Source organism: Rheinheimera sp., assembly GCF_036568245.1.
Lineage (GTDB): Bacteria > Pseudomonadota > Gammaproteobacteria > Enterobacterales > Alteromonadaceae > Alishewanella.
Genome location: NZ_DATCSY010000202.1, coordinates 12,172 through 38,325 on the forward strand (window position 1 = coordinate 12,172; position 26,154 = coordinate 38,325).

Sequence of the window (26,154 nt, forward strand, 5' to 3'; positions counted from 1 at the left end):
GTTGCAAGCTCGGAACACAGCATTTTATGCTGGTCTAACCTGCTCCCAGATCGGCCTACACCATATACATACCGCCGTTTACGTGAATTGTTTCACCGGTAATATAGGCTGCTTGCTGTGATGCCAAAAATGCAACAGTTGCCGCAATCTCTTCCGGCTGGCCTAAACGATTCGCCGGAACCTGACTGAAAATAGCTTCTTTTTGTTCATCAGACAGCTCTTTCGTCATATCTGTATCAATAAAGCCTGGTGCTATAGCGTTAACGGTAATACCACGCGATGCAACTTCTTTAGCCAGCGATTTGGTAAAACCCAGTACACCGGCTTTAGCCGCGGCATAGTTTGTCTGACCGGCATTGCCCATAGAACCTACAACAGAGCCAATACTGATAATCCGGCCAAAGCGCTTTTTCATCATACTACGCATCACCGCTTTACTTAAGCGGTATACCGATGTCAGGTTGGTTTGCATAATGTCAAACCATTCCTCGTCTTTCATCCGCATCAATAAATTATCACGGGTAATACCGGCATTATTAACCAGAATATCAATATCACCAAACTGGTTTTTTATCTGTTCGAGACAGTGTTCAATAGATGCTGTATCTGAGACATTTAACACCAGGCCACAGCCTTTGTCACCAAGATAAGCACTAATGGCCTCAGCACCTTTTTCAGATGTAGCCGTACCAACAACTTTTGCACCAAGCGCTGCAAGTTGCTCTGCAATTGCCCTGCCGATACCGCGGCTGGCACCGGTGACCAGCGCAACCTTGCCGTCCAGTGAAATAAAATTAGTCATGCACAGTCCTTATTCTGCTGCAAGCGCAGTCTGCAGCGACGATATATCGCCTACTGACGCCGCTGCCAGATTTCTATCAATACGTTTAATCAGGCCACTTAATACCTTACCGGCACCAAGCTCCAGTACTTCGGTTACACCTTGTTGTGCCAGCCATTCAATACTTTCTGTCCAGCGCACAGGGCTATACAGCTGGCGGACTAGTGCATCTTTTATCGCGGCAGCGTCAGTAGCTATAACGACATCAACATTATTTACCACCGGTATGACAGCCGGATTAAAATTAAGTGCCGCCAAGTCTGCTGCTAATTTTTCTGCCGCAGGGCGCATCAGTGCGCAGTGTGAAGGCACGCTAACAGGCAGTGGTAAGGCACGTTTTGCACCGGCAGCTTTACAAAGCTCCCCAGCGCGTTCAACCGCGGCTTTATGTCCTGCGATAACAACCTGGCCCGGCGAATTGTAGTTAACCGGTGATACCACCTCGCCTTGAGCTGCCTGCTCACAGGCAACTGCTATAGCAGCATCATCCAGGCCGATAATCGCTGACATAGCGCCGACGCCAGCAGGCACTGCCTGCTGCATATAATTACCGCGTTTTTCGACCAGTTTTACCGCATCGCTCAGCGACAATACGCCTGCACATACCAGCGCAGAATATTCTCCCAATGAATGGCCGGCAAAGTATGCAGGCTGCACACCACCTTGCTGCTGCCATAATCGCCAGACAGCTACGGATGCTGTTAAAAGCGCAGGCTGAGTACGGTGAGTTTCGTTTAAATCGGCTTCAGGTCCATTTGCGACAAGCGCCCATAAGTCATAACCAAGAGCATCAGATGCTTCAGTAAAGGTTTGCTTTACAATATCAAATTCGGCATACAAATCGGCCAGCATACCGACGCTTTGCGAGCCCTGCCCCGGAAAGACGATTGCAAGTTTTGTTGTCATGTTAATTCCTGCAGAAAATTATAAAGTACTGACTAAGTTTAGTAACGCACCAGCGCCGATGCCCAGGCGAAACCACCGCCGAAAGCTTCCAGTAATAATGTCTGGCCGCGTTGGATACGACCATCACGAATAGCTTCATCAAGTGCAGTTGGCACGGTAGCCGCAGAGGTATTGCCATAGCGGTCAAGGTTAATAACAACCTGATCCATCGACATATCCAGTTTGCGGGCCACGGCAGAAATAATACGCAGATTGGCCTGATGCGGCACCAGCCAGTCTATCTCAGACTTATCCAGATTATTTGCAGCCAATGTCTGCTCTACAACCTCTGATAATTTGGTTACAGCAACTTTAAAGACGTCGTTACCTTTCATTGAACCCCATGACTGGTGTACCGAAGCCTCGTTACCGCGAATAGGGTTATCAACATAAAGTAATTCTGAGTACTTACCGTCAGCCTGAATATGCGTGGACAGAATACCTGGTTGTTCAGAAGCTTCAAGCACCACTGCGCCGGCTGCATCACCAAACAAAATCACCATACTTCTGTCTTCAGGTGATACCAATCGGGATAGACAGTCTGAGCCGACCACCAAGACACGTTTGGCAATACCACTTTTGATATATTGATCGGCAACGCTCAGTGCATAGCAAAAACCAGCGCAGGCGGCAGCGATATCAAATGCCGGAACGGCATGCATCTCCAGCTCACGCTGAATTTCACAGGCCGCACTTGGTAAGGCGCGGGACGCACTGGTGGTGGCACAGATAATCATATCAATGCTATTCTTGTCGATATCTGCAGCTTCAAATGCTTTCAGAGCTGCCTGCGCTCCCATGGTAGCAACTGTTTCGTTGTCACCAATGATACGGCGCTCCCTGATGCCGGTTCGTTCGATAATCCATTCGTCGGTGGTTTCAACCATTGATTCAAGGTCTGCATTGCTGCGAACCTGAGAAGGGAAATAACTCCCGGTACCTATAATGCGTGAATACATGCGGACCTACGCTTTATCAATTAATACGTGTTCCAACCGGCCTTTGATTTTAGCGGGTACCTGACGTTCTACTTCCCGTACCGCTTGCCGGATGGCACTGAGAAATGCTTCTTTAGTCGCATTTCCATGGCTTTTCACTACAATTCCGCGCAATCCTAACAGACTTGCGCCATTATAGTGGTCGGGGTTCACGCCCTGATAAAGGTTTTTTATGAAAGGTTTGATTAGCCAGCCGAATAACTGCGCAGTTACTTTGTCTTTAATACTGGTTTCAAAACGCCGCAGAATCAGTTTAGCTACACCTTCACAGGTTTTAAGCGCCACATTACCGACAAAACCATCACAAACGATCACATCGGCTTTGCCAGTAAAAATGTCGTTACCTTCGATATAGCCGATATAGTTGATGTCGTTGCATTCTGATAGCAGCATTGATGCACGTTTAATCTGATCAGAGCCTTTAATTTCTTCCTCACCCATATTCAGCAGCGCAACCTTTGGCTGACTGATACCAATCACTTCTTCAGCCATCACGGCGCCCATCACCGCAAACTGAAATAACGTATCAGCATCGCAGTTAACTGTGGCACCTAAATCGAGCATGTAGACGGGGTTACTTTCAATAGCTGGCAACGCACTGATCAATGCCGGGCGATCAACACCGTTGAGCATTTTCAGGACGAAATGAGCCATCGCAATTAAGGCGCCTGTATTGCCAGCGCTGACGCAGGCCTGCACTTCGCCTTTTTCGACTAAATCCAATGCGACACGCATAGAGGAGTCGCGTTTAGAGCGCAAAGCGACTGATGGCTTATCTGCCATCGATACAACCTGGCTGCTATGACGGATACTAAGCTGAGGATGAGGAAAAACGCCGTGCAACTTAAGCTGCTCGGTCAATACGGCTTCATCGCCACATAGAATAAGATGTAAATCAGGGTATTCACAAACTGCAGCAAGTGCAGCCGGAATAGTTGTATGGGGGCCGTGATCGCCCCCCATCATGTCTAATGCAAGTGTCAGCTTAAGCGGCTGCACCCGATGCACTCAGACTTATTTTACTTTACGGCCTTTGTAGTAACCGTCGGCAGTAATGTGGTGACGACGGTGTGTTTCACCGGTAGTAGAATCAACTGACAGCGTTGGGCCAGTTAATGCATCGTGTGAACGACGCATATCGCGGCGTGCACGTGATTTTTTGTTTTGCTGAACAGCCATGCTATTTCTCCTAAACTCACTTTTTCTTTAATTCTGCCAGTACAGCGAAAGGATTGGGTTTTTCCGGTTCCGGGCCAATGTCACCAAAACTCATCGATGTGGCACTAACGGCGCAAACCGCTTCGTCATGCATCGGGAACAAGGGTAACGCCAGAATCAGCTCATCTTCCACTAACTGCCGTAAATTTATTTCGCCGTGTTCGTCTTTCTCGATCACGTCATAACGCTCAGGAATTAACTCCAAAGCAGCGTCATCATCCGGTTTAACCGGAGTGTATGCAAAATTGCAGTCCAGCGACACTGTCATGGCTTCACCACAACGTTCGCAGGTTACACTCACTTCGCAAGAAGCGCCACCCTGTATAACAGTCAGGCCTTGCTGGTCAGTACCGCATTCAACTCGTACCGTTACCTCGCCCTGCGTATCAAGCAGGCTTTCGGTTAACCGGGTTAAATTTACTAAAGGCACAATACCTTCGTAATCAGAGCGTTTCTGCGCTGCTTTAACCGGATCTATAGTAACGGGCATTTTTACTTTTTGCATAAGGCGCGCATCATATAGAAGCGGCCCCTTGCTGTCAAAGGGATCTGACAGATTTTTGTCGTTTTTCTCGCGCATTTTTTTCATTCTGTTTATAGTGCGTCAGATTCTGAATACTAAGGCTATTTTTTGTTATGCATGACGCTATATCCCCACCTTTATATCTGGCATCTACCTCTGTTTACCGCCAGCAATTGCTGAGTAAACTGACTGCGGCATTTACCGCAGTAAAGCCAGATGTTGACGAAACGCCGTTACCGGCAGAAACTGCCAGTCAGCTGGTGTATCGCCTGGCATTAGCTAAAGCTAACAGCATCGCCGGTAATTTGCAGTCAGGCCTGGTGATAGGTTCAGATCAGGTTGCCGTTTTTGCAAATGAGATTATCGGCAAACCGCACACGACTGAGAATGCCGTCAAGCAACTAACGCGTTTTAGCGGCCAAACTGTGACGTTTCTCACCGGCCTGGCTCTGGTAAATGCGGATACAGGCAAGGCCCAGGTTGTAGTAGAGCCTTTTGACGTCACTTTTCGCCATTTATCGGCTGCAGAGATTGACGCCTATATTGCTAAAGAGCAACCACTCGACTGTGCCGGTAGCTTTAAAAGTGAAGGCTTAGGTATTACTTTATTCAGCAGGTTAAACGGTAATGACCCAAACAGTCTTATTGGTTTACCACTTATCCGTTTAAATGCGCTACTGCTGAACGAGGGCATCAATGTTTTACTCTGACTCAAATTACCTGCACTTATAGTACATGCAGCAATTCCGGCATAGTATCGATTATCGCCTTGGGTGCGTACTGGCTTAACACCTCTCTGCCGTGTACACCATGCGTGACACCAACTCTTGGCATATTGATCGCTTGTGCCATTTTCATATCATGGCTGGTATCCCCTACCATCACCGCTTGCTCTGGCGCCATATCCAGCTCACGCAGGATTTGTTGCAGCATATCAGGGTGAGGTTTCGACTGCGCTTCGTCGGCGCAGCGACTGATATCAAAATACTTCTGCAGCCCGGTTTCAGCAAACATACGCGCCAGACCTCTGCGCTGTTTCCCCGTCGCAACTGCCAGCTTGATGTTGTTGTCTTTTAATTGCTGCAACACCTGTTCAACGCCAAAAAACAGCGGCGTTGGTGTCGTATCATGTAATACATAGTGATCGCGATAATGCGCAAACAACTGCTGACGTTTCGCCTCTTCTACCCCCGGAAACAACATATCAAAAGCCGGGTCAAGACTTAACCCAATGATCTGCTTAACAGCAAACTCAGTGGGTACCGTCAGCTCTGACTTGAGTGCAGCAGCCCGCATTGATGAGACAATGCGCCCGACTGAATCCATTACGGTACCATCCCAGTCAAATATCACTAAGGACACACTGTTTTCTGCCATACGTCTATTTTCTCGTTAATTTGTTTAGCGCTTGCTCAAGCGCGCTGTCCAGCGGAGCTTCAACACGCATCGTTGTTTCAGTGTTCGGATGTATAAAACTTAAGGTTTTGGCATGCAAAAATAAGCGATGTAAACCTATTTGCTGCATCTGAGCGGTAAAGGTGTTATCACCATACTTGTCATCACAAGCTATTGGGTGACCTTTGCACGCCGTATGAACCCTGATCTGATGCGTTCTGCCGGTAACCGGAAATGCTTCTACCAGCGTACCTTGTTGGTAGCGCTGTAAAATCCTGAAACGGGTTTCCGACGGTTTTCCTTCGGCCTCGTCTACACGTACAACCCTTTCACCTGATTGCAGTGTATTTTTCTTAAGCGGCTCAGTGACTTTACGCACTTTATTATCCCAATCGCCGGCCACTAACGCCCAGTACTTTTTCTCTACGGTTTTATTACGCAGTTGCTCATGCAAATGCGTTAGCACTGAACGTTTTTTTGCTATCAATAAACAACCAGACGTATCTCTGTCCAGGCGATGCACCAGCTCTAAATGCTTAGCCAGTGGCCGCAGCGCACGCAGTGCCTCTATCACACCAAACTGCAAGCCACTGCCGCCATGCACTGCCATACCTGATGGTTTATTCAATACAATCAAGTCATTATCTTCAAATAAGATATGTTGCTCCAGCCCCTTAACCATCGACAATTTAGTGGAGACCGCTTCCCCTTCGGCAGCTACGGTTAATGGCGGGATCCGTACAACGTCATCCTGTTGCAGCTTGTATTCAGGTTTGATGCGTTTTTTGTTCACTCGCACCTCGCCTTTTCGTAAAACACGATAAATAACACTTTTTGGTACGCCTTTGAGCCGTGCCAGCAGAAAATTATCTATACGCTGACCGATAAAATCAGGTTCTATTTCAATTATTTGCACAGGTAACTTGATTTCGTCGGTCATGGGTTTTGAATACTCTGCTAATATTAGATTTCAGTTGCTATCGGCTGCTTATTAGTGGGATAATCCCAGAGCTAATTCTGCCAAAACTGGCAATTAGGGCGCTCAAAGTGACGTAAGAGAATTTGTGCGGCAGCGTCTGGGGAACAGATCATACCGAAATCGTGGTGAAAACCAACGTTTTTATACCCCAGGCGTAAAACAAATGCCATTTGCCTGAGATAATGCTGCGTAATTTATTATCAATAGCGGCAAAACATGAATTCCGGTCAACCAGAGCAATAAAGATTATTGCTATAACGCAGCGCCGCAAGGCGGTGTGTTTCAGATCCAAAAACGAAAACAGCATACATTGGGCGGTGTCGGCAATAACGGCAAGCGCAGTGACAATTTGGTTTCTTCAGACATTTCCAGTCGTGAGACTGCACCTACTAGTGTTTGATTACGTCTGAACACGCAAGTGCCCTTTGGGCTGCGTTGTGGCTGCAAAATGCGAGTCACTAACGATGAAAAGAATGTTAATTAACGCCACGCAGGAAGAAGAAATCCGCGTTGCGCTGGTCGATGGCCAGAAATTATATGACCTGGATATTGAAAGCCCGGGCCATGAACAGAAGAAAGCCAACATCTACAAAGGTAAAATCACCCGGGTTGAACCCAGCTTAGAAGCCGCCTTTGTTGATTACGGTGCCGAGCGCCACGGCTTTTTACCTCTGAAAGAAATCTCCCGCGAATACTTCCCTGCCGGTTACAGCTTTGACGGTCGTCCTAATATCAAAGAAGTCGTTAAAGAAGGTCAGGAAGTTATCATTCAGATTGATAAAGAAGAGCGCGGCCAAAAAGGCGCAGCGTTAACGACTTTTATCAGTCTGGCCGGATCTTATCTGGTACTGATGCCAAACAACCCTCGTGCTGGCGGCATTTCACGCCGTATTGAAGGCGACGAGCGCCAGGAGCTGAAAGACTCTCTGGGCCAGTTGGAAATGCCGGATGGTATGGGGTTAATTGTCCGTACAGCAGGTGTTGGTAAGTCATATGAAGAGCTGGATTATGATTTAAAAGCACTGTTAAAGCACTGGTCTGCCATTACTGAAGAAGCGCAGAAGCGCGCGGCACCCTTTTTAATCCATCAGGAAAGCAACGTAGTATTTCGTGCTATCCGCGATTATCTGCGCCGTGATGTCGGTGAAATCCTCATCGACAACCCACGCATCTTTGAAGAAGCAAAAGTCTATATTCAACAGTTCCGCCCGGACTTTGCGCACCGTGTTAAGTTATATCAGGGTGAAGTGCCACTGTTTATGCACTTCCAGATTGAAACCCAGATTGAATCAGCGTTCCGTCGTGAAGTGCGGCTGCCGTCAGGCGGTTCAATTGTTATCGACAGCACGGAAGCCCTGACCGCTATTGACATCAACTCGTCAAAAGCGACCAAAGGCGGTGATATCGAAGAGACAGCCTTTAATACTAACCTGGAAGCAGCAGATGAGATTGCCCGTCAGTTACGCCTGCGCGACCTGGGTGGCTTAATCGTTATCGACTTTATCGATATGACGCCGGTACGCCATCAGCGCGAAGTAGAAAATCGTCTAAAAGATGCGGTAAAACACGATCGTGCCCGGGTACAGATTGGCCGTATATCACGCTTTGGTCTGCTGGAAATGTCACGTCAGCGTCTGCGGCCGTCACTGGGTGAATCCGCAACGCATGTTTGCCCGCGCTGTCATGGCCGCGGCACTATCCGCAGCACCGAGTCATCAGCATTATCTATTCTGCGCTTAATCGAAGAAGAATCGATTAAAGATAACACCAGCCAGATCCATGCTCAGGTACCGGTATCTGTGGCGACTTATCTGATGAATGAAAAGCGCGATGCGGTGCGCCGCATTGAAACACGCCACGGTATCCGTGTGTATGTTATTCCAAACGAACACATGGAAACGCCTAACCACGAAGTTATCCGTATTCGTATCGACGAAGAAATTGATGATGTCAGTTACAACATGGTTAAGGCGCCGGAACTGACAGGTAACCTGTATCAGCCGGTGTCGGATGCAGTTAAAGAAAAGCCGGCAATTTCGGCGATAAACATTGCAGATGCTACCCCGCGCCCAGCGGCAAAAGCAGAAAAACCTGCAGAACAATCACCGGGTTTACTGGCAGCTATCGGCAATTGGTTTGGTAAGTTATTTGCTCCGGCAGAAGAAAAGAGCGAAACGAAAAAGCCCGCAAAAGCTCCAGAGCGTGGCCCGCGCAATGGCAACCGCGAAAACAACCGTGATGCCGGTCGTGATAACAACCGTCGCCGTAACAAACAGCGCCGACGCAATGACGGCGAAGAGCGCAGCGCCCCTGTTGCTCAGGCAAAAGACGAGACAACGCATACCAAGCCAGAGCGTCCGCAAAAGCAGCAGGAACAACGTGCACCACGAGTTCAGCAAGAGCAGAAAAAGCCTGCTGAAAAAGCACCTGTTGCCAAAGAGCTGGACGAAGGCAGTGCACCGCAGCGTGTTGCCGAGCGCCGCCAGCGCCGCAACATGCGTAAGTCTGTACGGATGGATAAACCTGTCGCTACAGAGAGTACAGCCGTGGCCTCGGTTAACAATGCCGCGCTGAAGTCTGCAGATGGTGTTGCCGTGGTGACACCAACTGCAACTAAGCTTGCCGCAGCAGATGCTGCAGCTGATGTTACGGTAACCACAGCGCCTGCCGCAGCGACAGAAAACGTCGCTGTATCAGAAACGCTTGTCGTTACTGAGGCGACTGCAGAAACTGTGACAGAAACATCTGAGCAAGCTGCCGCTAATGCCGAACAGGAAGCCAGCGAGCCTCGCAGCCGTAACCGCCGCTCGCCACGTCACCTGCGCGCTGCCGGCCAGAAGCGTAAGAAAGATCAGGATCAGAACGATACTGCAGAAGTAAGTGACATTACTTCAGAAACTGTCGATGCAGCTGATAATGTGCCAGCAGTCGCTCAGGAGCCTGCAACTGATGAACCTGCAGTTAACTCCGGCGAAAAAGCTGATGCAGCCATTGTCGTAGCTGATGATAAAACTGCCGAAGTCGTTGAGCCGGCGCAAACGAGCAGTGACGCTGAAGCAGCCGATGTCGACGCCGCGCCAGTACAGGCTGAAAGCGATAAGCCAAAACCACGTGCACGCCGTAAGCCTGCTGCGAAAAAGACACAAAGCAGCAACGCGGAAACTGACACTGCGACTGCTGATACAGCTGCAGAAATGGCCGAAGAGCAGCCCTCTGTTGCTCAAGCGTCTGACGATACCGCTGATACAGTAAAAGCTGAACCTGCGCCAGTTGCAAAAACTGAAGCAGCAGCCCCGGTGGTTGCAGAAACGAAAGCTACTGCAGCAAAACCTGCTGGCGGGCGCTATGCACAGATGGTTGTAGCAACAATGACTAAACCTGAAACAGCTGCAACAACAGTTGAAGAAACGCCAGCACCGGCAGCGATGCCAGTAGCAGAGCGCCCGACAGTTGCCAGTTCTCAGCGCCCAGCTGGTTCAGCATTTGCCCGTCAGGTAGTGTCTGCACCAATGACCAAACCTAAAGCAGATGAATAAGCTGCTTTAGGTTAAGTTGAAATAAAAAAGCCAGACAACAGTCTGGCTTTTTTATTGGTTTGGATTTATCAGAAATCGTATTTGGCACTGAACTGAATACGGTTCATATCGCCGTCAAGGCCTGATTCCACTTCGCGGTTGGCAAACTTATATTCGATACCAACCATCAGCTTTTTAGATGCCTGGTACAATAAGTTAGCACTGTAACTCTGTGTTGTTTTCGTCACGCCTACACCGGTCAGCGCTGTATCATTATCTGCCATCAATGTTGAATACAGGAAAGTTGAGCGCCATTGGTCATTCCACAAGTGGCGGTATGCAACAGAGAATGCAGTAACATCGATTGTCTCAAGGTTGCCATTTGTATCCAGCACGGCACCGTTAACTGTATTTAAGCCTACGTAACGACCAAGGCCTTTACCGGTGTTGAACGTCACGCGTAAATCATCTTTATTAGAGAAATCAACTTTGGTACTTACTGACAAACCATATGACGTCACTTCATCGTCAAAAGTGCCATCATCAATCGCGATTTGGCGAACTAAACCGGCCACCTTAACAAAACCCCAGTCAGTTTTCAGGCTGTAGCTGGCAGTGAAATCAGGTGTTGCATTGTCGTCGGTGGTCATGCGAGGACCACCACCAAAAGGTGTTACCGTAGATTCAGGGTTCTCAACGGCAAACGCAAAATTGCCGTGAGTGTAACGCACCTGAGCCTGGCGGATAAAAACAGCCGCGTCTGGGTTACCAACGAAATCCAGCGTATCAGGTAACGATGCAACGTCCATAAAGTTCGACCAGGTTTGACCCAGAGTCCAGTTTTTGTACTTAATAAAAGCGTGCCGCATTACCGGGCTGTAACCATTAGTCGTGCGCTGATCGTTACCATTGTTGCTGGTCATAAAGTCAAACTCAAGATGACCGGTAATTTTGCTGCCATCATCAAGTTCAGTTGCCGTAGAAAAGAAAAAACGGGACTGACGTGCATGCATGTCAAAACGTGTCGTGCTGTCGCCACCGATCGGTGTTAACGATGGCACATAAAACTCCCGCCCCAGTGATGCCATATCGCCGTCAGCATCGGTGACCATAGCATCGAGTTTTACGTAACCGCCGAAGGTAACATTAGTACCGCCGATATCAAACCCTGCAGCCTGAACACCGCCAGCAGCAAGCGCTATACAGGATGCCAGATAGGATACTGTTGTTATTTTTTTCATATGCCGTCTCTCCAACTTTGTTCTTTTAATGGTTATTTTGCGCATCAACTGTGGTTCACAGCTGCGCTGACTGCAATTAGCCTTTAGTCGCAAATTGATTATTTATCAGCAGCATTACATTTGCTTTACCATTGCTAGCAGTACCAACCGACATTGGCTAGACTAAGGTCTAATTCCAATTGCCACGCGGCTTAGATAGAAAGACTGCAGTATAAAATCAAGCAGATCTCACAGGGGAAGTTATGTCACATCCATCAGTTTATCCGGTACCCGCCAGTGCAGCAAAACGCTCACTTCTGACCAACGAGCAATATATGCAGATGTATCAGCAATCTGTCAGCTCACCAGATACCTTTTGGGCGGAACATGGTAAACGTCTGCACTGGTTTACTGAATTCAGCAAAGTAAAAAGCACGAGCTTTGAAAGTGGCAAGGTTGGTATCAACTGGTTTAGCGACGGCGTACTTAACGCCAGCTACAACTGTCTGGACCGGCATTTACCAGAACGCGCAGATCAAGTTGCTTACTACTGGGAAGGCGACTCACCTGATGTACAAAAGTCGGTAACCTACGCTCAGTTACATCAACAGGTATGTCAGTTAGCCAACGGTATGAAATCACTCGGCATTAAAAAAGGTGACCGGGTAACCATTTACTTGCCGATGATCCCGGAGGCGACTGTAGCACTGCTGGCATGCGCCCGCATCGGTGCAGTGCATTCGGTGGTATTTGCCGGCTTCTCGCCTGACGCGCTCGGTAGCCGTATTGTAGATTGTGATTCAAAGCTGGTGATTACTGCCGATCAGGCGCTGCGCGGTAGTCGCGTTACAAACCTGAAAGACAATACCGATATGGCGCTGGCACACCTTGGCGCTGATTCGCCGGTGCAGAATGTCATCGTTGTTAAGCATGTTGGTAAAAACGTTGATATGAATGCCGGCAAAGATGGCCGCGATGTTTGGTATCACGAATTACTGAGTAAGCAAAGCAGCGACTGCCCTGCTGAGCCAATGAATGCAGAAGATCCACTGTTTATTCTGTATACCTCTGGTTCTACCGGCAAGCCTAAAGGTGTGTTGCATACTACAGGCGGCTACATGGTGTGGGCTTCAATGACACACCAATATGTATTTGATTACCATGACGGTGACATATATTGGTGTGCAGCTGATATCGGCTGGGTTACCGGGCATACCTATATTGTTTATGGTCCATTGGCTAATGGCGCCAGCAGCGTACTGTTCGAGGGCGTACCAAATTATCCCAGTGTGAAGCGGATGGCTCAGATAGTTGATAAGTATAAAGTTAACATTCTGTACACCGCCCCCACTGCTATACGCGCATTAATGGCACACGGCGATGCGCCGGTTGAAGGTTGCAACCTGGCTTCGCTACGCACGCTTGGCAGTGTCGGTGAGCCGATTAACCCCGAAGCGTGGAACTGGTACCACGACAAATTCGGTAAAGGTAACTGCCCTATTGTTGATACCTGGTGGCAAACCGAGACAGGCGGTATTCTGATCACCCCGCTGCCAGGTTGCACAGAGTTAAAACCCGGTTCGGCCACCCGTCCGTTCTTTGGTGTACAACCAGCCATAGTGGATAACGAGGGCAAAGAATTGTACGGCGAATGTGAAGGCAATCTCGTGATAAAAGACAGCTGGCCTGGTCAGATGCGTACTGTTTACGGCGACCACGAGCGCTTTGAGCAGACGTACTTCAGTACCTACCCTGGCCTGTATTTTACCGGCGATGGTGCTAAACGTGATGCCGACGGTTACTACTGGCTAACCGGTCGTGTTGATGATGTACTGAATATTTCCGGTCACCGTTTGGGCACAGCTGAAATTGAAAGCTGTCTGGTTGCACACGATGCAGTTGCCGAAGCGGCTGTCGTTGGCTACCCGCACGACATTAAAGGTCAGGGTATTTATGTTTATGTCACGCCACGTGTGGGTATAGAGCCAAGTGCCGAGTTAACCAAAGCACTGAGAGACTGGGTGCGTGAAGAGATATCGCCCATCGCAACGCCGGATCTGATCCAATGGGCGCCGACGGGCCTGCCGAAAACCCGCTCCGGCAAAATTATGCGTAGGATCCTGCGTAAAATTGCCGCCAATGAGCATGATCAGTTAGGTGATATTTCTACGCTGGCCGATCCATCAGTAGTTGAAACACTGGTGAACAACAGGTTAAACCGGAAATAACCTCAGCTTATCATGTTAACTTGACACACCTCTCCTGACAGCAGTATAAAGGCCGCACAAGCGGCCTTTATTATAATAATTACAACACTACCTCGCCGGAGACTAAGATGGCAAAACTGATCGTCGCAGACGACCACCCATTGTTTCGCAATGCGCTGATAAATGCCATCAGTAGCACTTTTGCCACTAAAGCTACTATTGAAACGGACAGTTTCGACAGTACCTGTACGGCGCTGGAGGAACACCCCGATACCGATCTGTTGTTGCTGGATTTGCATATGCCCGGCAACTGCGGTTTTCTTGGGCTTATTCAGTTGCGTAAAAGCTTTCCGACCCTGCCAATAGTTGTCATTTCAGCCAGTGAAGAACTGGACGTTATCCGTCGGGTCATGGCTTTTGGTGCGTCGGCCTATGTACCCAAGTCTGCCAACCCCGCCGATATCAGCGCGGCGCTTAATGCGGTAATGGAAGGCGAATTATGGGTACCGGCGGCGCTGAAAAAATTGGTGCTGGAGCATCACAGCTCTGAGGCAGAGGAAGATTTAGATCTGGCCGCCAAAGTAGCCCAGCTGACACATCAGCAATACAAAGTTCTGTACTACCTGACTGAAGGCTGGTTAAACAAGCAAATTGCCTATGACCTGCATATTTCCGAAGCAACGGTAAAGGCGCATATCACGGCAATCTTTCGCAAATTAGGTGTCACTAACCGGACCCAGGTAGTTATTCAGGCCCAAAGACTTACGCTGGAACCACCGGTAAACAAAGCCATGGCGCAGCAATAAGCAATACCTATTCGGCAGAGCGTTTGAGCATTTTTAAATGATTCAGGCTTGCTCTTAGCGCTGCTGGCTTTATCGGTTTAGCCAGAAACATTAACCCGTGCTGTTTTGCTTTCATCGCTAAGCCCGCTTCAGGTGATGCCGACACCAGGATGCCATTCACACTGCCCCATTTCAGCTTGATCTTCTCATATAGTTGCAGGCCATTCAGATGCTGCCCAAGCTGATAGTCAATAAGCAAAGCATCAGGCGGGCTATGCTTACTGGCATACTCCAGCAAACTTTCCTCATCATAAAAGCAAACAACATCTTCTATTTGCCACTGTTGTAACAATACCGACAGTGCTGATAAATTCGCCGCGTCATCATCGACGCAAACCACCGACAGACCGAATACCGGGCGCTGCACTGCACTACTTGGCAACGGCAACTCCTGACGCTGTGGACGCGCAACCAGCGGCAGTTCAATGCTGAACATGCTGCCTTTACCCGGCCAGGATGCCACTTTCAGCCGATGGCCAAGCAACTTCGCCATCCGGTTAACCACACCCAAACCTAGTCCTACACCCTGCTGGCCTTTTGATGTCGCATCAATACGGTAAAAATCTTCAAAAATTCGCTGCAAATCTGGTTCTGCTATGCCTGGCCCGCTATCCCAGACCTGGATTAACAATTGATTACCCCGTTTACGGGCACCCAGTAAAATACGCCCCTGTTTAGTGTATTTAATGGCGTTGGACAGCATATTCTGTAATATGCGCCGCAAGTATGTCGGGTCAGTCTGCACCTGATAATCTGCTTCACGCACGACCAAACGCAGCCCCTTCTGTTTTGCCAGCAGGCCAAACTCATCAGCTAATTGCGACAGTAACTCTTTTAACGGCACAGTCTGAACATCCGGTGACAGTTTGCCATCGTCAAGCTTAGCGATTTCCAACAAGGTAGAAATCAGCTCTTCCGACGCTTTTAACGAGTTGTCCAGTTGACCAACAATATGCTGTTGCTGCTGGGTATCTTTACTGCCGGCCAATGCGGCGGTAAATAAGCGTGCGGCATTCAGTGGTTGCAGAATGTCGTGGCTGGCCAAAGCCAGAAAGCGGGTTTTCGACGCATTCGCCACTTCTGCTTCAGCTTTGGCCTGCAGCAGCTGCTGCTCAGTTTCGCGCCGTCTTTTTACCTCTGACAATAACTCATGGTTTATCTCGGAAATAGTTTGGGTGCGCTCTTGTACTCTATCCTCCAGATGCTGTTTGGCTTCTGCTAACCCCTGCACGGCCCTGACATGATCAGAAATATCGGTAAAGCTGGTGACAAAACCGCCGCCCGGGATCGGATTACCGCGCATTTCAATTACCTTGCCATCAGGCCTTACCCGCTGAAACACGTGAGCCGTGCCATTTTGCATATGACCGATACGTTTTTCGACATGTTCATCGGCGCTACCCGGCCCGCATAAACCACGCTCAGCATTGAAGCGGACGATATCGGCTATTGGCCGGCCTACCCGTACCATGGCTTCGGGGTAATCAAACATCTCCAGATATGCGCGGTTCCAGGCCACTAACTTCAGTTCCCGATCGACTACACTGACGCCCTGGCTTAAATGTTCAAGCGTGGAAAACAGAATTTTGCGCGAAAACTGGATGGCCTGAGTGGTATCGTCAAACAGTGTCACCACATCTTCAAAACCAAGCTGACGTCCTTCCAGCACCGCATTGACCATCGCCGACGCTGACGAAGCACCGATCACACCGGCCAGCTCCCGCTCAACATGTTCTACCAAACCAATGCTGGGTAAGTCGTCCAGCTGTAAACCAACGTGTTGCCGCTTACCATACTCCTGCAAACATTCGCTGGCACGGTTCGCCCCGACAAAGCGCTCCAGCAATATCTTTAAATCTGTATTACGGATGCGGATACGGCGCGCTGGCGTATCCTGATGATTGACCGGTAAATTAGGTTTTACAAAGGCAACTGCCTGCAGCCTGTCCTGCAGGCTGACCTGTGTCAGCAAAGATCCAAGAATGTAAAACAGCAGGTTAAAGCCTAACGAAAAAATCACCCCATGGCTTAAGCTATCCAGTTCTGCCCCGAATAATGCCGTCGGTACCAATGCCTGCCAGCCAAACAGGCCTGTTTGCATAATGTCACTGTTAATTGCCCCGGTGCTGACCAGCTGCGGTAACATCAGCGTATAAAACCACAGCACAAAACCAGTGCTCATGCCCAGATAAACGCCCCAGGCATTGCCGCGGCGCCAGTACAAACCACCAACCACCGCCGGTGCCAGTTGAATAATTAAAGCGAACGCCAGCAAACCGGTTTCGGCCAGCTCATAATTACGGGCAAAACCCCGGTAGTATAAGTAAGATAGCGCCATAACCAGAATAACCATGCTACGGCGTACCAGCAAAATAAGCAGGCTGTAATCATGTGGCAAGCCCTGACGTTTGCTGCTTCGCAGCAAGCTTGGCATCACCACATCGTTACTGATCATCGTAGACAGCGCCAGGGTAGCGATAATGATCATTGACGTTGCGGCAGAGAAGCCGCCAATAAACACCAGCACGCTTAAGGTATTCCAACCTGATTGAGCCGGGATCAGCAGAACAAAACTATCGGCAGAATTAAGTGCTTGTGGAAACAGCTGCATACCGCCAATAGCAATTGGGATCACTACCACTGTAACCAGAAACAAATATAGTGAAAACCAGCGCCGTGCGTGGCGCAGATGATGGTGTGAGACATTCTCAACAAAAGCAACATGGAACTGTCGCGGTAGCAGAAATACTGCAACCATTGCCAATACGGTTTTGGTAATAAACTCCAGCACACCAAATTCATTGTTCTGCTGCTGCGTCATAGCATGCTCAGCAAAACGCTGCAAAACGTCTGAACTTTCACCCAGCACAAACACATAGACTGCAAGACCAAGTGTCATCAGGGCAAACAGTTTAACCACCGACTCAAAAGCGATAGCCACCATAACACCACGGCTTTGCTCAGTCAGATGCAGCTTGCGCGTACCGAACAAAATTGCAAAGAATGCCATTGCCAGTGCACTTAAAAAGGCGCTGTCTTGCCACCAATTGGCCGTTTCGTCACTAAAATCACCGCCCAGCAATACCTGATACGAACTGGAAACAGCTTTGAGCTGCAACGCGATATAAGGAACCACTACCACCAGACATACCAGAGATGCCAGCAAAGCAATGTTTTTACGTTTGCCATAGCGCGACGAGATAAAATCGGCTACCGAGGTGACATTTTGCTTTTTGGCGACATACAGCAGTTTGAATAAAAATGGCTGAGCAAATATAAACAGTAACGCCGGGCCCAGATAGATCGGTATATAGTCCCAGCCGCGGGTAACCGCAGTGCCAACCGCACCATAATAAGTCCAGGATGTGCAGTACACCGCCAGAGCCAGGCTGTAAATCAGCCCCCCATACTTTCGTATTAGTTTGTCATCAGCGTGCCTTTCACCCCAGTTGGCAATAAGAAACAAACCACCGACGTACAACAATGCCAATAAGGCAACTACCCAAGCGGCCACTGCGCTCTCCCGTTATTATTATCTGGCTTACTTTTGGCTCAAGGCACAGCGCAAGTCAATTAACCTGACACCAGCTTCGACTAAAGTCGGGCTTTCACTTGTGTTAACTACTGCTAGATTAACTTTGCGAGATAAAAATAACAAAGGAAAGGAGTGTAATAATGACAGAGCACGATCGCAACGCGGCGGCTTACTGGTCAGCGAATCTTCGTCTGATCGTTGGCAGCCTCATCGTTTGGGCACTGGTATCTTATGGTGGGGGGATTTTACTGCGTCCTCTGCTGTCTGGGATCAGTGTAGGCGGCACAGACCTTGGCTTCTGGTTCGCTCAACAGGGGTCCATTTTAACCTTTATCGCGTTAATCTTCTTCTATGCCTGGAGAATGAATAAGCTCGATAAAGAATTTGACCTGCACGAGGAGTAGACCCGTCATGAGTCAATTTGCAATTAATCTTATTTTCGTTGGCGGCTCGTTCGCGCTCTATATTGCTATTGCAATCTGGGCCCGCGCCGGGTCAACCAAAGAGTTTTATGTTGCCGGTGGCGGTGTAAACCCGGTAATGAACGGTATGGCTACCGCGGCTGACTGGATGTCTGCTGCGTCGTTTATTTCGATGGCAGGTTTAATCGCTGCCGGTGGCTATGCTAACTCAACTTATCTGATGGGCTGGACTGGTGGTTACGTGTTGCTTGCGATGTTACTGGCACCGTACCTGCGCAAGTTTGGTAAATTTACTGTACCAGAGTTTATCGGTGACCGCTTCTACAGTAAGAATGCGCGTTTTGTTGCCGTTGCCTGCCTTATCATCGCTTCGGTTACCTACGTAATCGGCCAGATGACCGGCGCAGGAGTTGCCTTCTCGCGCTTCCTGGAAGTAGAAAGTGATACCGGGCTTATTATTGCCGGTGTCGTGGTATTTCTTTACGCTGTAATGGGTGGGATGAAAGGTATTACCTATACTCAGGTTGCACAGTATGTGGTACTGATTATTGCGTATACTATTCCTGCTGTATTCATTTCACTGCAGTTAACAGGTAACTTCCTACCACCACTGGGTTTATTCTCAGATCACGTGGAATCTGGTATGCCGTTATTGCAGAAGCTGGATATGATTGTTCGTGACCTTGGCTTCGTAGACTACACCGCTGATGTATCAAATAAACTGAATATGGTGCTGTTTACCCTGTCATTGATGATTGGTACTGCGGGTTTGCCGCACGTTATCATCCGCTTCTTTACCGTACCTAAGGTATCAGACGCACGCTGGTCTGCTGGCTGGGCACTGGTATTTATTGCCCTGCTGTATTTAACTGCACCAGCCGTTGCATCAATGGCCCGGTTAAACCTGTTAACCACAATTTATCCTGCTGGCGAAACGGCCAATGCGATTGAGTATGCGCAGCGTCCGGATTGGATTAAAAACTGGGAACAAACCGGCTTAATTAAGTTTGAAGACAAAAACAGTGATGGTCGTATTCAGCTGTATAACGACAAATCAGACAGCTTCAAGCAAGTTGCAGAAGAACGCGGCTGGAATGGCAACGAGCTGACTGTAAATAACGATATTCTGGTACTGGCTAACCCTGAAATTGCTAACTTACCAGGTTGGGTTATTGGTTTGATTGCTGCTGGTGGTTTAGCTGCAGCGTTATCAACAGCAGCCGGTTTGTTGCTGGCGATATCCTCTGCGGTGAGTCATGACCTGATCAAAGGCTCAATCAATCCGAGTATCAGTGAAAAAGGCGAGCTGCTTGCTGCACGGATTTCAATGGCAGTGGCGATAGTCGTAGCCACCTGGCTGGGGATGAATCCGCCCGGGTTTGCAGCTCAGGTAGTTGCACTGGCATTTGGTATTGCCGCGGCATCTATCTTCCCGGCACTGATGATGGGGATCTTCTCAAAACGGGTAAATAACAAAGGTGCCATCGCCGGCATGCTGGCAGGTCTGTTATCGACTGTTATTTATATCTTCCTGTTCCTGGGCTGGTTCTTTATTCCAGGTACCAACACTTTTGAAAACGTACAGGCAAACTGGCTGCTGGGGATTTCTCCACTGTCATTCGGTGCCGTAGGTGCTCTGATTAACTTTATCGTCGCCTTCGCGGTATCATCAGCCACTGAAGCTCCTCCAGCTCATATCCAGAATCTGGTTGAGAGTGTGCGTTATCCTAAGGGTGCAGGTGCTGCAACAGGCCACTAGTAACCTGAGATAAATTGCTTTATATACAAAGCAATATGACAACAATAAAACGGGCTTTCCTGGTGAAAGCCCGTCCTTTTCAGGAAGACATTATGTTTTGGGAATTTGTTGCGACAGTATTTGCCGGACTGGGTGCCGCAGGTATTGCCTTGCTACTGCGTAAAGTCACCCGCCAACGCGCGCCCCGTTGGATCATCCCGGTGTTTGCCGGTGCAGCGATGCTGGCATTTCAGGTACATAGTGAATACAGCTGGTACCCGCATCAGGCTTCACGATTGCCTTCCGGTGTAGTGGTAGTAAAAACCGTAGAACAGCAGGCTGTATGGCGCCCCTGGAGCTATTTATATCCACAAACGTTAAGGTTTATTGCGGCAGATGTCGCCAACGCTTCAGTCAATAAGCAAAATTCTGAATTAAAACTTGTCGATCTGTATTTCTTTGAACGCAGAGCCACTGCCAGGCGCGTTCCTGTCGTGCTGCACTGCGGTCAGTTTGCCAGGGCAGATTTTAGCGCACAGCTACAGATCCCTGATGCCGGCGCCAAACTCAGCGAGCAATGGCAGAAGCTCAATAAAGATGATGCATTAATCAGCGCAGTGTGTGCCAGTTAACACCTATTAAACAACCTGTTCGGCTTACCCGGAGCTAAGATGGAAGTCGCTGACGTTACTCAATTTCTTGCACAAATTACACCTTTTAACCAGCTGAGCAATGCGGTTCTGGCACCACTATCTGCCCATATCAAAGTATGTTACTGCCAGGCCCAGGAAAAAGTATCTGTGCAGACAGAGCGCTTGATGATTATCCGTACTGGCATTTTCTCACTTTACAGCGATCAGCAACAATTACTGACTAAACTACAGCCAGGTGATTTTTATGGTTACCAGCAATTACTGACCGGACTCTCTGACAACGACACCCTGGTTTGTGATGAAGATGGACTGCTGTATTACCTGGATGCCGAGGCGTTTCACCGCTGCCGCTATCAGTACAAGAATATCGATATTTTCTTTCAGCGCTTGTTCAGCCGCCGCTTACACCAGTATCAGGAGCGTCAGCAAGGTCGTTTCACGTTAAAAATAAGTGATATCGTACAACAACGTAAAGTTACCATCCGGCCAGAGCAGACAGTACAGGACGCAGCCCGGCAGATGTCGGATAGCAGGGTATCGTCGCTACTGGTAGAAGAGCAAGACAAACTGGTCGGTATTGTCACCGACAGGGATTTACGCCACCGCGTACTTGCTCATGCCTTGACGGCCAGCACTCAAGTCGGCCAGATCATGACGCGCCAACCTCACGTAATTGATCGCCATGCCTTTTTATACGAAGCCGTACAGCAAATGAGCCAGTACAACATCCATCACTTGCCGGTAATGGAGCAAGGCGTCTGTTACGGCATGTTAAGCGCAACCGATATTATGCGGAGCCAGCAGGATCATCCGGTGTATCTGATTGGCGAAATACACCGCCAAGCGTCAATTGACGGCCTTGAGCGCTGCAGTCAGCAACTGCCGGCTTTAGCCATCACCTTGCATAAACAACAGGTACCGGCACATGAAGCCGGCCATGTCATTACCACTATTACCGATGCCCTTACGCAGCGTCTTATCTATCTGGCGCAGCAGCAACTGGGCGAAGCCCCATGTGTATTCAGTTGGCTGGCGTTTGGCTCTCAGGCCAGAATGGATCAAAGCTTAAATGCCGATCAGGATAACGCCTTGCTGCTGGAGAAAGAGCCCAGCGGTGCTGTAGCAGATTATTTTTCTGCCCTGGCCGACTTTGTCTGCCAGGGTTTAGCCCGCTGCGGTATCCCGCTGTGTCCGGGCAATATTATGGCAACCAACCCGGAACTGCGGCTGAGTTTAAAAGGCTGGTCTGGCCGTTTTGCCCGCTGGATAGCGACACCCACACCGGAAGCACTGCTCAAAGCCAGCATATTTTTTGATCTCAGGGTCATTGACGGCAGCAAAGGGCTTTTTAATGCTCTACAGCAAGATATCCTGCAACGCACCGCTGAAGCGCCGCTATTCTTATACCATTTGGCCCAAGCTGCACTGCAGCGCACAGCTCCGCTGGGATTATTCAAGAATTTTATTCTGGAACAGGATGGTAAACATAAGAAAGGTCTCGATTTGAAAAAGCGTGGTATCAGTTTACTGACCGACCTGGCCAGGGTATATGCGCTGTCCGCAGGTATTAATGATGTTAATACCCGCAGGCGCTTACAGCAGCTGGCAGCACAAGGCGTGATAGACAGCAAAGACAGTCAGAATATTATCGATGCGTTTGATTTACTGGCGCATTTGCGCTGGGAAAAACATCTGCAGGATTTGCAACAAGGCCATGACGTGACGAACCTGCTCGACCCTATGGATGTATCCGGCCTGGCCCGGCACCAGTTAAAAGACGGCTTTGCAGTCATAAATGAAGCGCAAAGCCGTCTTAAACATCGCTTCTGTCGGGACATGTGATGATTTTCAACTGGTTATTGCGTAAAAGTGCTGCATTAAGCGAAGTCGTTGCCCGGTTTAGCCAAACACCTTTCCCCGCCTCGTCCACTGCAGTACAGCAAGTAGATTTCCTGGCGCTGGATTTAGAGCTTACCGGCCTTAACCCGCGTAAAGACCATATAGTCAGTATTGGCTGGGTTCCGGTAAGAGCAGAAGAAATCGTGCTATCTGAAGCCCGGCACTACCTGATCTGCAGCCCCATCAGTGTAGGGCAAAGCGCGGTTTACCACGGCTTACATGATTATCAACTGGCGAACGGTAAAGAGCTATCTCAGGTGCTGACAGAATTACTGAGCGAATATGCCGGCTACGTATTTGTCGCACATCACAGCCAGTTGGACGAGCAATTCCTGCGTATCGCCTGTGAGCGCTGTTTTGGTAAAGCGCCGCGCTTTAAGTTCATTGATACCATGAAGATGGAGTGGCAGCGGTTGTTACGGCAAGGAAAAGTAGTAAAACATGATGCGCTTAAATTACCCAGCTGCCTTAACCGGCATAACCTACCCGAGATGACAAATCATCATGCGTTGGAAGATGCATACAGCTGCGCTTTATTGTTACTAAGTCAGTTGAAACTTGGCGGCAGCAAAATGACGTTAAGTGATCTGTATTTGCTGTCACGCTAGCCAAGTGTAAAGTTTAACTAGCACTACTAATATTCACAGTCGCTATATTGCTGTATAGCCTCTGATGCAATCTGCCTGAGAACAGCCTGATGCTGCTCTGCAACCTTAATTTCTGGCATATAAGGTAAACTCTCTGAGACCTCACCGCTGATGACCTGATAAAATAGCAACGCAGTTAGAAAGGTGCCCTCAATGGATGCATGATTACCATCTGAGTGCATTGCAACCTGAGGCATCGCAGCTATAGCAGCATCCCAGGCCGGGCCGACAGGCGCAACGCAACTAGCTTCCCTGCTTGCTATACCTTTATGCAAAAGATAAACCCGCATCCCTTCCTCAACATTTCCTTGACGCGGATGCTCTGGAAACAGAATAGGTGTTGCACCGAGTTGTTTACTGCTCGCAATCCAATGTTCCGACGCATCAGTAGGATAGGAATACAGACCTGTCGTGGAATATTTCTGCGCCTGCCAAATAACATGACTCCAGTCATTCCCCTGTAATGTACTTCGTGTAACGCCGTCAGTCAGACGTTCGTCAAGATAACGCCAACCCGGTGCTACCACAGAAGTCACTGGCTTCCCCGTCCCTTTTACAAGCATTCCTCGCAGAACCTGTGCAAGGTCATTAGCGGTAACATGACTATTACCAACCAACAGTACCTGATAACCATCAAGATACCGGTTGTCTGGTATTATCAGATTGCCAGTTACCGGCGGCAGATTATCGACAGTAGACGGAGTCCGCTCATCAGAAGTATTTCCACCACTACACCCAGCTAGCAACAGTGAAACCAGTCCAATACTGTTCTTGTAAAATTGATGCATTTGCACACACCTCAGGATGAATTATTTAGCTTTTTGAAACAGTATTGACGGAAAAAACGTCAGACTAGCGACACAAAAAAGAAACAATAGAAATTGTGTAACATATTAAATACGTTCAAGCTGTTTGCTGCTGATTGCAACCACTTTACCCGCTTTGAGTGTCAGGGAAACCAGATACTCACCACCGATATCACCCTGTAAACGGTAAGACCAGGTTTCAGTTGTTTCACCTTTTACCGGTTCACCGGTATCTATTCCCAGTGTATCAACGTCTTTTGACAAAGGTTCTCCGGCCAGCGCCATGACATCGACCCGTTTCATGCCACAACGCAGCAACTTGCCATCATCCAACCGAAAACCACATGCAGCTGCCTGAGCTGAAAACATCAACACTGCTGTTACTGTCAGAAACCGATTCATCTTAATACTCCCTGCACCTAGTTTGCACTGAGTATAATGATATGGCACTCAAGAAAACAACATACACAAACTGTATTTTCAATTAATTTACATTACATAAGACGGCGTCAGCCGACTAAAGATTTCTGCATATACCTGGCATCCTGTCCGGTATAACTGGCCAACGCCTGAAGCGCAGCAGTATCGCAAAGGCTGACTACGACAAAACCCTGTTTTTGCCAGTATGGTACCGAACCTTGCACGGCGACTAATGCCAGCCGGCTGAGTCCTAGCTGCATTGCATACAGCTCAGCACAGTTCAATAAGCGTGAAGCCAAACCAAGACCTCTGGCATTCTGACTTACGGCCATATCATGCAAGTACAGGAGTTCTGCCTGGGTATAACGGGAAAATTCGCTGCCAAGCGCGGCAACCTGCTTATCGCATGACGGGTAACTGAACAGGTATGCCAGCACTTCGCCCGAGCTGCTTTCTGCCAGCCAGCAGCTGTCTGGCTGCGAGAGTAAACGCCGTTGAATAAGGCTGGCGTCTTCAAATAGCTCGTTGCCATAGCAAGTGTCCTGAATGGTTACAATGGCGCTGAGATCATGCTTACTGATTAAACGGATATTTATCGACATGACTTACACTTGTTTATTTGTGCTATCAAATGACTAGCCAGATACAGGTTTAATTATCCGGCAAGGGTTGCCACCAGCCACAACACCTGCAGGTATATCTTTCGTTACCACGCTACCTGCGGCAATGACACTACCTTTACCTATGGTGATACCCGGCAACAGCACAGCGCCGCCACCAATCCAGACATCGTCTGCAATTGTGATTGGCTTTGCCTGCTCTATTAGGCTGTTACGCGCTTTAGCTTCTAGCGGGTGATTCACCGTGTAAATTTGCACTGCTGGCCCAAAGAACACATTGTTACCGATAGATACCAGCGCAACATCCAAAACCACGCAGTTAAAGTTAAAAAACACCTTAGAACCGGTTTTAATGTTGTAGCCATAATCACAGTAAAACGGCGGTTCAACATAAAAGTGTTTACCGGTGTTCGGCAACCATTGCTGCAACAGCGCCCTGCGCTGTGTCTCTTCTTCTGGCGGGCTTTGGTTAAACTGATGTTGTAATTTTCGCGCAGCAAAGCGCTCAGCGCTTAATTCTTTATCCAAAGGGTTATACCACTGACCGGATAACATTTTTTCTTTTTCTGTTTGCATTGCAATGTCTTATGTTGGGATAGCAGAAACACCATAACAGCATGATATTGACAAACCTGTCGTATTTAAACATACCATTATTGCCTGCTGTGCTGGTAATAATGGTGCTGACGTTTAATTTTTTTCTGTTTTATCTGCTAAGAGTTCAGCAT

23 protein-coding genes are annotated in these 26,154 nt (G+C 48.7%); 9 read left to right on the forward strand and 14 right to left on the reverse strand.

Translation table 11 applies throughout. From position 1 onward, the window contains the following. Positions 1–55: 55 nt before the first annotated feature. From fabG to yceD, 6 genes are read right to left on the reverse strand one after another with little or no spacing between them, the layout of a single operon-like run. Positions 56–790 (reverse strand): 3-oxoacyl-ACP reductase FabG, encoded by a 735-nt coding sequence (fabG, locus tag VIN66_RS09120; RefSeq protein ID WP_414709887.1) that lies wholly within the window; start codon positions 788–790, stop codon positions 56–58. Between the two features lie 21 nt (positions 791–811). Beyond that, positions 812–1,747 carry an ACP S-malonyltransferase gene (gene fabD / locus VIN66_RS09125; protein ID WP_331923690.1) on the reverse strand — a complete coding sequence of 312 codons (936 nt, stop codon included), beginning with the start codon at positions 1,745–1,747 and terminating at the stop codon, positions 812–814. A gap of 38 nt (positions 1,748–1,785) precedes the next feature. Next, positions 1,786–2,745 (reverse strand): beta-ketoacyl-ACP synthase III, encoded by a 960-nt coding sequence (locus VIN66_RS09130; RefSeq protein WP_331923691.1) that lies wholly within the window; start codon positions 2,743–2,745, stop codon positions 1,786–1,788. A gap of 6 nt (positions 2,746–2,751) precedes the next feature. Beyond that, positions 2,752–3,792, reverse strand: a complete 1,041-nt coding sequence (gene plsX / locus VIN66_RS09135; protein ID WP_331923692.1) for a phosphate acyltransferase PlsX — start codon at positions 3,790–3,792, stop codon at positions 2,752–2,754. A gap of 6 nt (positions 3,793–3,798) precedes the next feature. Further along, positions 3,799–3,963 (reverse strand): 50S ribosomal protein L32, encoded by a 165-nt coding sequence (rpmF, locus tag VIN66_RS09140; protein WP_008223049.1) that lies wholly within the window; start codon positions 3,961–3,963, stop codon positions 3,799–3,801. Between the two features lie 16 nt (positions 3,964–3,979). After that, on the reverse strand, positions 3,980–4,507 hold the full coding sequence (gene yceD, locus VIN66_RS09145) for a 23S rRNA accumulation protein YceD (RefSeq protein WP_331923693.1): 528 nt from the start codon (positions 4,505–4,507) through the stop codon (positions 3,980–3,982). A gap of 131 nt (positions 4,508–4,638) precedes the next feature. Between yceD and VIN66_RS09150 the strand changes: the two genes are divergently transcribed. Continuing rightward, positions 4,639–5,235: a nucleoside triphosphate pyrophosphatase gene (locus VIN66_RS09150; protein ID WP_331923694.1), complete on the forward strand. Its 597-nt coding sequence runs from the start codon at positions 4,639–4,641 to the stop codon at positions 5,233–5,235. Positions 5,236–5,251: 16 nt separating this feature from the next. On the opposite strand, the gene VIN66_RS09155 is transcribed toward VIN66_RS09150, so the two are convergent. Both VIN66_RS09155 and rluC read right to left on the reverse strand, forming a co-directional pair. Continuing rightward, a complete protein-coding gene (locus VIN66_RS09155) occupies positions 5,252–5,902 on the reverse strand; it encodes an HAD-IA family hydrolase (protein WP_331923695.1) in 651 nt (216 codons plus the stop codon). Between the two features lie 4 nt (positions 5,903–5,906). Beyond that, positions 5,907–6,860, reverse strand: a complete 954-nt coding sequence (gene rluC, locus VIN66_RS09160; protein ID WP_331923696.1) for a 23S rRNA pseudouridine(955/2504/2580) synthase RluC — start codon at positions 6,858–6,860, stop codon at positions 5,907–5,909. Between the two features lie 503 nt (positions 6,861–7,363). Between rluC and rne the strand changes: the two genes are divergently transcribed. After that, positions 7,364–10,435, forward strand: a complete 3,072-nt coding sequence (gene rne, locus VIN66_RS09165) for a ribonuclease E (protein ID WP_331923697.1) — start codon at positions 7,364–7,366, stop codon at positions 10,433–10,435. 68 nt (positions 10,436–10,503) lie between these two features. On the opposite strand, the gene VIN66_RS09170 is transcribed toward rne, so the two are convergent. Further along, entirely contained in the window at positions 10,504–11,655 is a 1,152-nt protein-coding gene (locus VIN66_RS09170) for a DcaP family trimeric outer membrane transporter (RefSeq protein WP_331923698.1), read from the reverse strand. A 242-nt stretch (positions 11,656–11,897) separates the two neighbouring features. Between VIN66_RS09170 and acs the strand changes: the two genes are divergently transcribed. Continuing rightward, positions 11,898–13,862 carry an acetate--CoA ligase gene (gene acs, locus VIN66_RS09175; RefSeq protein ID WP_331923699.1) on the forward strand — a complete coding sequence of 655 codons (1,965 nt, stop codon included), beginning with the start codon at positions 11,898–11,900 and terminating at the stop codon, positions 13,860–13,862. A 107-nt stretch (positions 13,863–13,969) separates the two neighbouring features. Continuing rightward, positions 13,970–14,647, forward strand: coding sequence for a response regulator transcription factor (locus VIN66_RS09180; protein WP_331923700.1), 678 nt, complete (start codon positions 13,970–13,972; stop codon positions 14,645–14,647). Positions 14,648–14,654: 7 nt separating this feature from the next. Here the strand turns inward: VIN66_RS09180 and VIN66_RS09185 are convergent, their stop codons facing one another. Further along, a complete protein-coding gene (locus VIN66_RS09185) occupies positions 14,655–18,200 on the reverse strand; it encodes a PAS domain-containing hybrid sensor histidine kinase/response regulator (RefSeq protein ID WP_331923701.1) in 3,546 nt (1,181 codons plus the stop codon). A gap of 161 nt (positions 18,201–18,361) precedes the next feature. Between VIN66_RS09185 and VIN66_RS09190 the strand changes: the two genes are divergently transcribed. From VIN66_RS09190 to VIN66_RS09210, 5 genes are all read left to right on the forward strand, one after another. Then, positions 18,362–18,625: a DUF4212 domain-containing protein gene (locus tag VIN66_RS09190; RefSeq protein ID WP_134054540.1), complete on the forward strand. Its 264-nt coding sequence runs from the start codon at positions 18,362–18,364 to the stop codon at positions 18,623–18,625. A gap of 7 nt (positions 18,626–18,632) precedes the next feature. Further along, positions 18,633–20,402, forward strand: coding sequence for a sodium:solute symporter family protein (locus VIN66_RS09195; RefSeq protein ID WP_331923702.1), 1,770 nt, complete (start codon positions 18,633–18,635; stop codon positions 20,400–20,402). A gap of 92 nt (positions 20,403–20,494) precedes the next feature. Beyond that, the gene (locus tag VIN66_RS09200) at positions 20,495–21,013 is read left to right on the forward strand and encodes a hypothetical protein (protein ID WP_331923703.1); all 519 of its coding nucleotides are present in this window, start codon (positions 20,495–20,497) and stop codon (positions 21,011–21,013) included. A gap of 39 nt (positions 21,014–21,052) precedes the next feature. Then, entirely contained in the window at positions 21,053–22,876 is a 1,824-nt protein-coding gene (locus VIN66_RS09205; RefSeq protein WP_331923704.1) for a DUF294 nucleotidyltransferase-like domain-containing protein, read from the forward strand. Then, on the forward strand, positions 22,876–23,541 hold the full coding sequence (locus tag VIN66_RS09210) for an exonuclease domain-containing protein (RefSeq protein ID WP_331923705.1): 666 nt from the start codon (positions 22,876–22,878) through the stop codon (positions 23,539–23,541). Before VIN66_RS09205 ends, VIN66_RS09210 begins: the two co-directional genes overlap by 1 nt. A 26-nt stretch (positions 23,542–23,567) precedes the next feature. Here the strand turns inward: VIN66_RS09210 and VIN66_RS09215 are convergent, their stop codons facing one another. From VIN66_RS09215 to VIN66_RS09230, 4 genes are all read right to left on the reverse strand, one after another. Then, on the reverse strand, positions 23,568–24,368 hold the full coding sequence (locus VIN66_RS09215; RefSeq protein WP_331923706.1) for a hypothetical protein: 801 nt from the start codon (positions 24,366–24,368) through the stop codon (positions 23,568–23,570). 105 nt (positions 24,369–24,473) lie between these two features. Further along, positions 24,474–24,788 carry a hypothetical protein gene (locus tag VIN66_RS09220; protein WP_331923707.1) on the reverse strand — a complete coding sequence of 105 codons (315 nt, stop codon included), beginning with the start codon at positions 24,786–24,788 and terminating at the stop codon, positions 24,474–24,476. 107 nt (positions 24,789–24,895) lie between these two features. Continuing rightward, the gene (locus VIN66_RS09225) at positions 24,896–25,408 is read right to left on the reverse strand and encodes a GNAT family N-acetyltransferase (RefSeq protein ID WP_331923708.1); all 513 of its coding nucleotides are present in this window, start codon (positions 25,406–25,408) and stop codon (positions 24,896–24,898) included. Between the two features lie 33 nt (positions 25,409–25,441). Then, a complete protein-coding gene (locus VIN66_RS09230; RefSeq protein WP_331923709.1) occupies positions 25,442–26,002 on the reverse strand; it encodes a sugar O-acetyltransferase in 561 nt (186 codons plus the stop codon). Between the last annotated feature and the right edge of the window lie 152 nt (positions 26,003–26,154).

Bases quoted from the DNA above. Each gene is read 5' to 3' on its own strand.
- fabD (WP_331923690.1), bottom strand. From the start codon at position 1,747: ATGACAACAAAACTTGCAATCGTCTTTCCGGGGCAGGGCTCGCAAAGC.
- VIN66_RS09130 (WP_331923691.1), bottom strand. From the start codon at position 2,745: ATGTATTCACGCATTATAGGTACCGGGAGTTATTTCCCTTCTCAGGTT.
- rpmF (WP_008223049.1), bottom strand. From the start codon at position 3,963: ATGGCTGTTCAGCAAAACAAAAAATCACGTGCACGCCGCGATATGCGT.
- yceD (WP_331923693.1), bottom strand. From the start codon at position 4,507: ATGCAAAAAGTAAAAATGCCCGTTACTATAGATCCGGTTAAAGCAGCG.
- VIN66_RS09150 (WP_331923694.1), top strand. From the start codon at position 4,639: ATGCATGACGCTATATCCCCACCTTTATATCTGGCATCTACCTCTGTT.
- VIN66_RS09155 (WP_331923695.1), bottom strand. From the start codon at position 5,902: ATGGCAGAAAACAGTGTGTCCTTAGTGATATTTGACTGGGATGGTACC.
- rluC (WP_331923696.1), bottom strand. From the start codon at position 6,860: ATGACCGACGAAATCAAGTTACCTGTGCAAATAATTGAAATAGAACCT.
- rne (WP_331923697.1), top strand. From the start codon at position 7,364: ATGAAAAGAATGTTAATTAACGCCACGCAGGAAGAAGAAATCCGCGTT.
- VIN66_RS09170 (WP_331923698.1), bottom strand. From the start codon at position 11,655: ATGAAAAAAATAACAACAGTATCCTATCTGGCATCCTGTATAGCGCTT.
- acs (WP_331923699.1), top strand. From the start codon at position 11,898: ATGTCACATCCATCAGTTTATCCGGTACCCGCCAGTGCAGCAAAACGC.
- VIN66_RS09180 (WP_331923700.1), top strand. From the start codon at position 13,970: ATGGCAAAACTGATCGTCGCAGACGACCACCCATTGTTTCGCAATGCG.
- VIN66_RS09190 (WP_134054540.1), top strand. From the start codon at position 18,362: ATGACAGAGCACGATCGCAACGCGGCGGCTTACTGGTCAGCGAATCTT.
- VIN66_RS09195 (WP_331923702.1), top strand. From the start codon at position 18,633: ATGAGTCAATTTGCAATTAATCTTATTTTCGTTGGCGGCTCGTTCGCG.
- VIN66_RS09200 (WP_331923703.1), top strand. From the start codon at position 20,495: ATGTTTTGGGAATTTGTTGCGACAGTATTTGCCGGACTGGGTGCCGCA.
- VIN66_RS09205 (WP_331923704.1), top strand. From the start codon at position 21,053: ATGGAAGTCGCTGACGTTACTCAATTTCTTGCACAAATTACACCTTTT.
- VIN66_RS09210 (WP_331923705.1), top strand. From the start codon at position 22,876: ATGATTTTCAACTGGTTATTGCGTAAAAGTGCTGCATTAAGCGAAGTC.
- VIN66_RS09215 (WP_331923706.1), bottom strand. From the start codon at position 24,368: ATGCATCAATTTTACAAGAACAGTATTGGACTGGTTTCACTGTTGCTA.
- VIN66_RS09220 (WP_331923707.1), bottom strand. From the start codon at position 24,788: ATGAATCGGTTTCTGACAGTAACAGCAGTGTTGATGTTTTCAGCTCAG.
- VIN66_RS09225 (WP_331923708.1), bottom strand. From the start codon at position 25,408: ATGTCGATAAATATCCGTTTAATCAGTAAGCATGATCTCAGCGCCATT.
- VIN66_RS09230 (WP_331923709.1), bottom strand. From the start codon at position 26,002: ATGCAAACAGAAAAAGAAAAAATGTTATCCGGTCAGTGGTATAACCCT.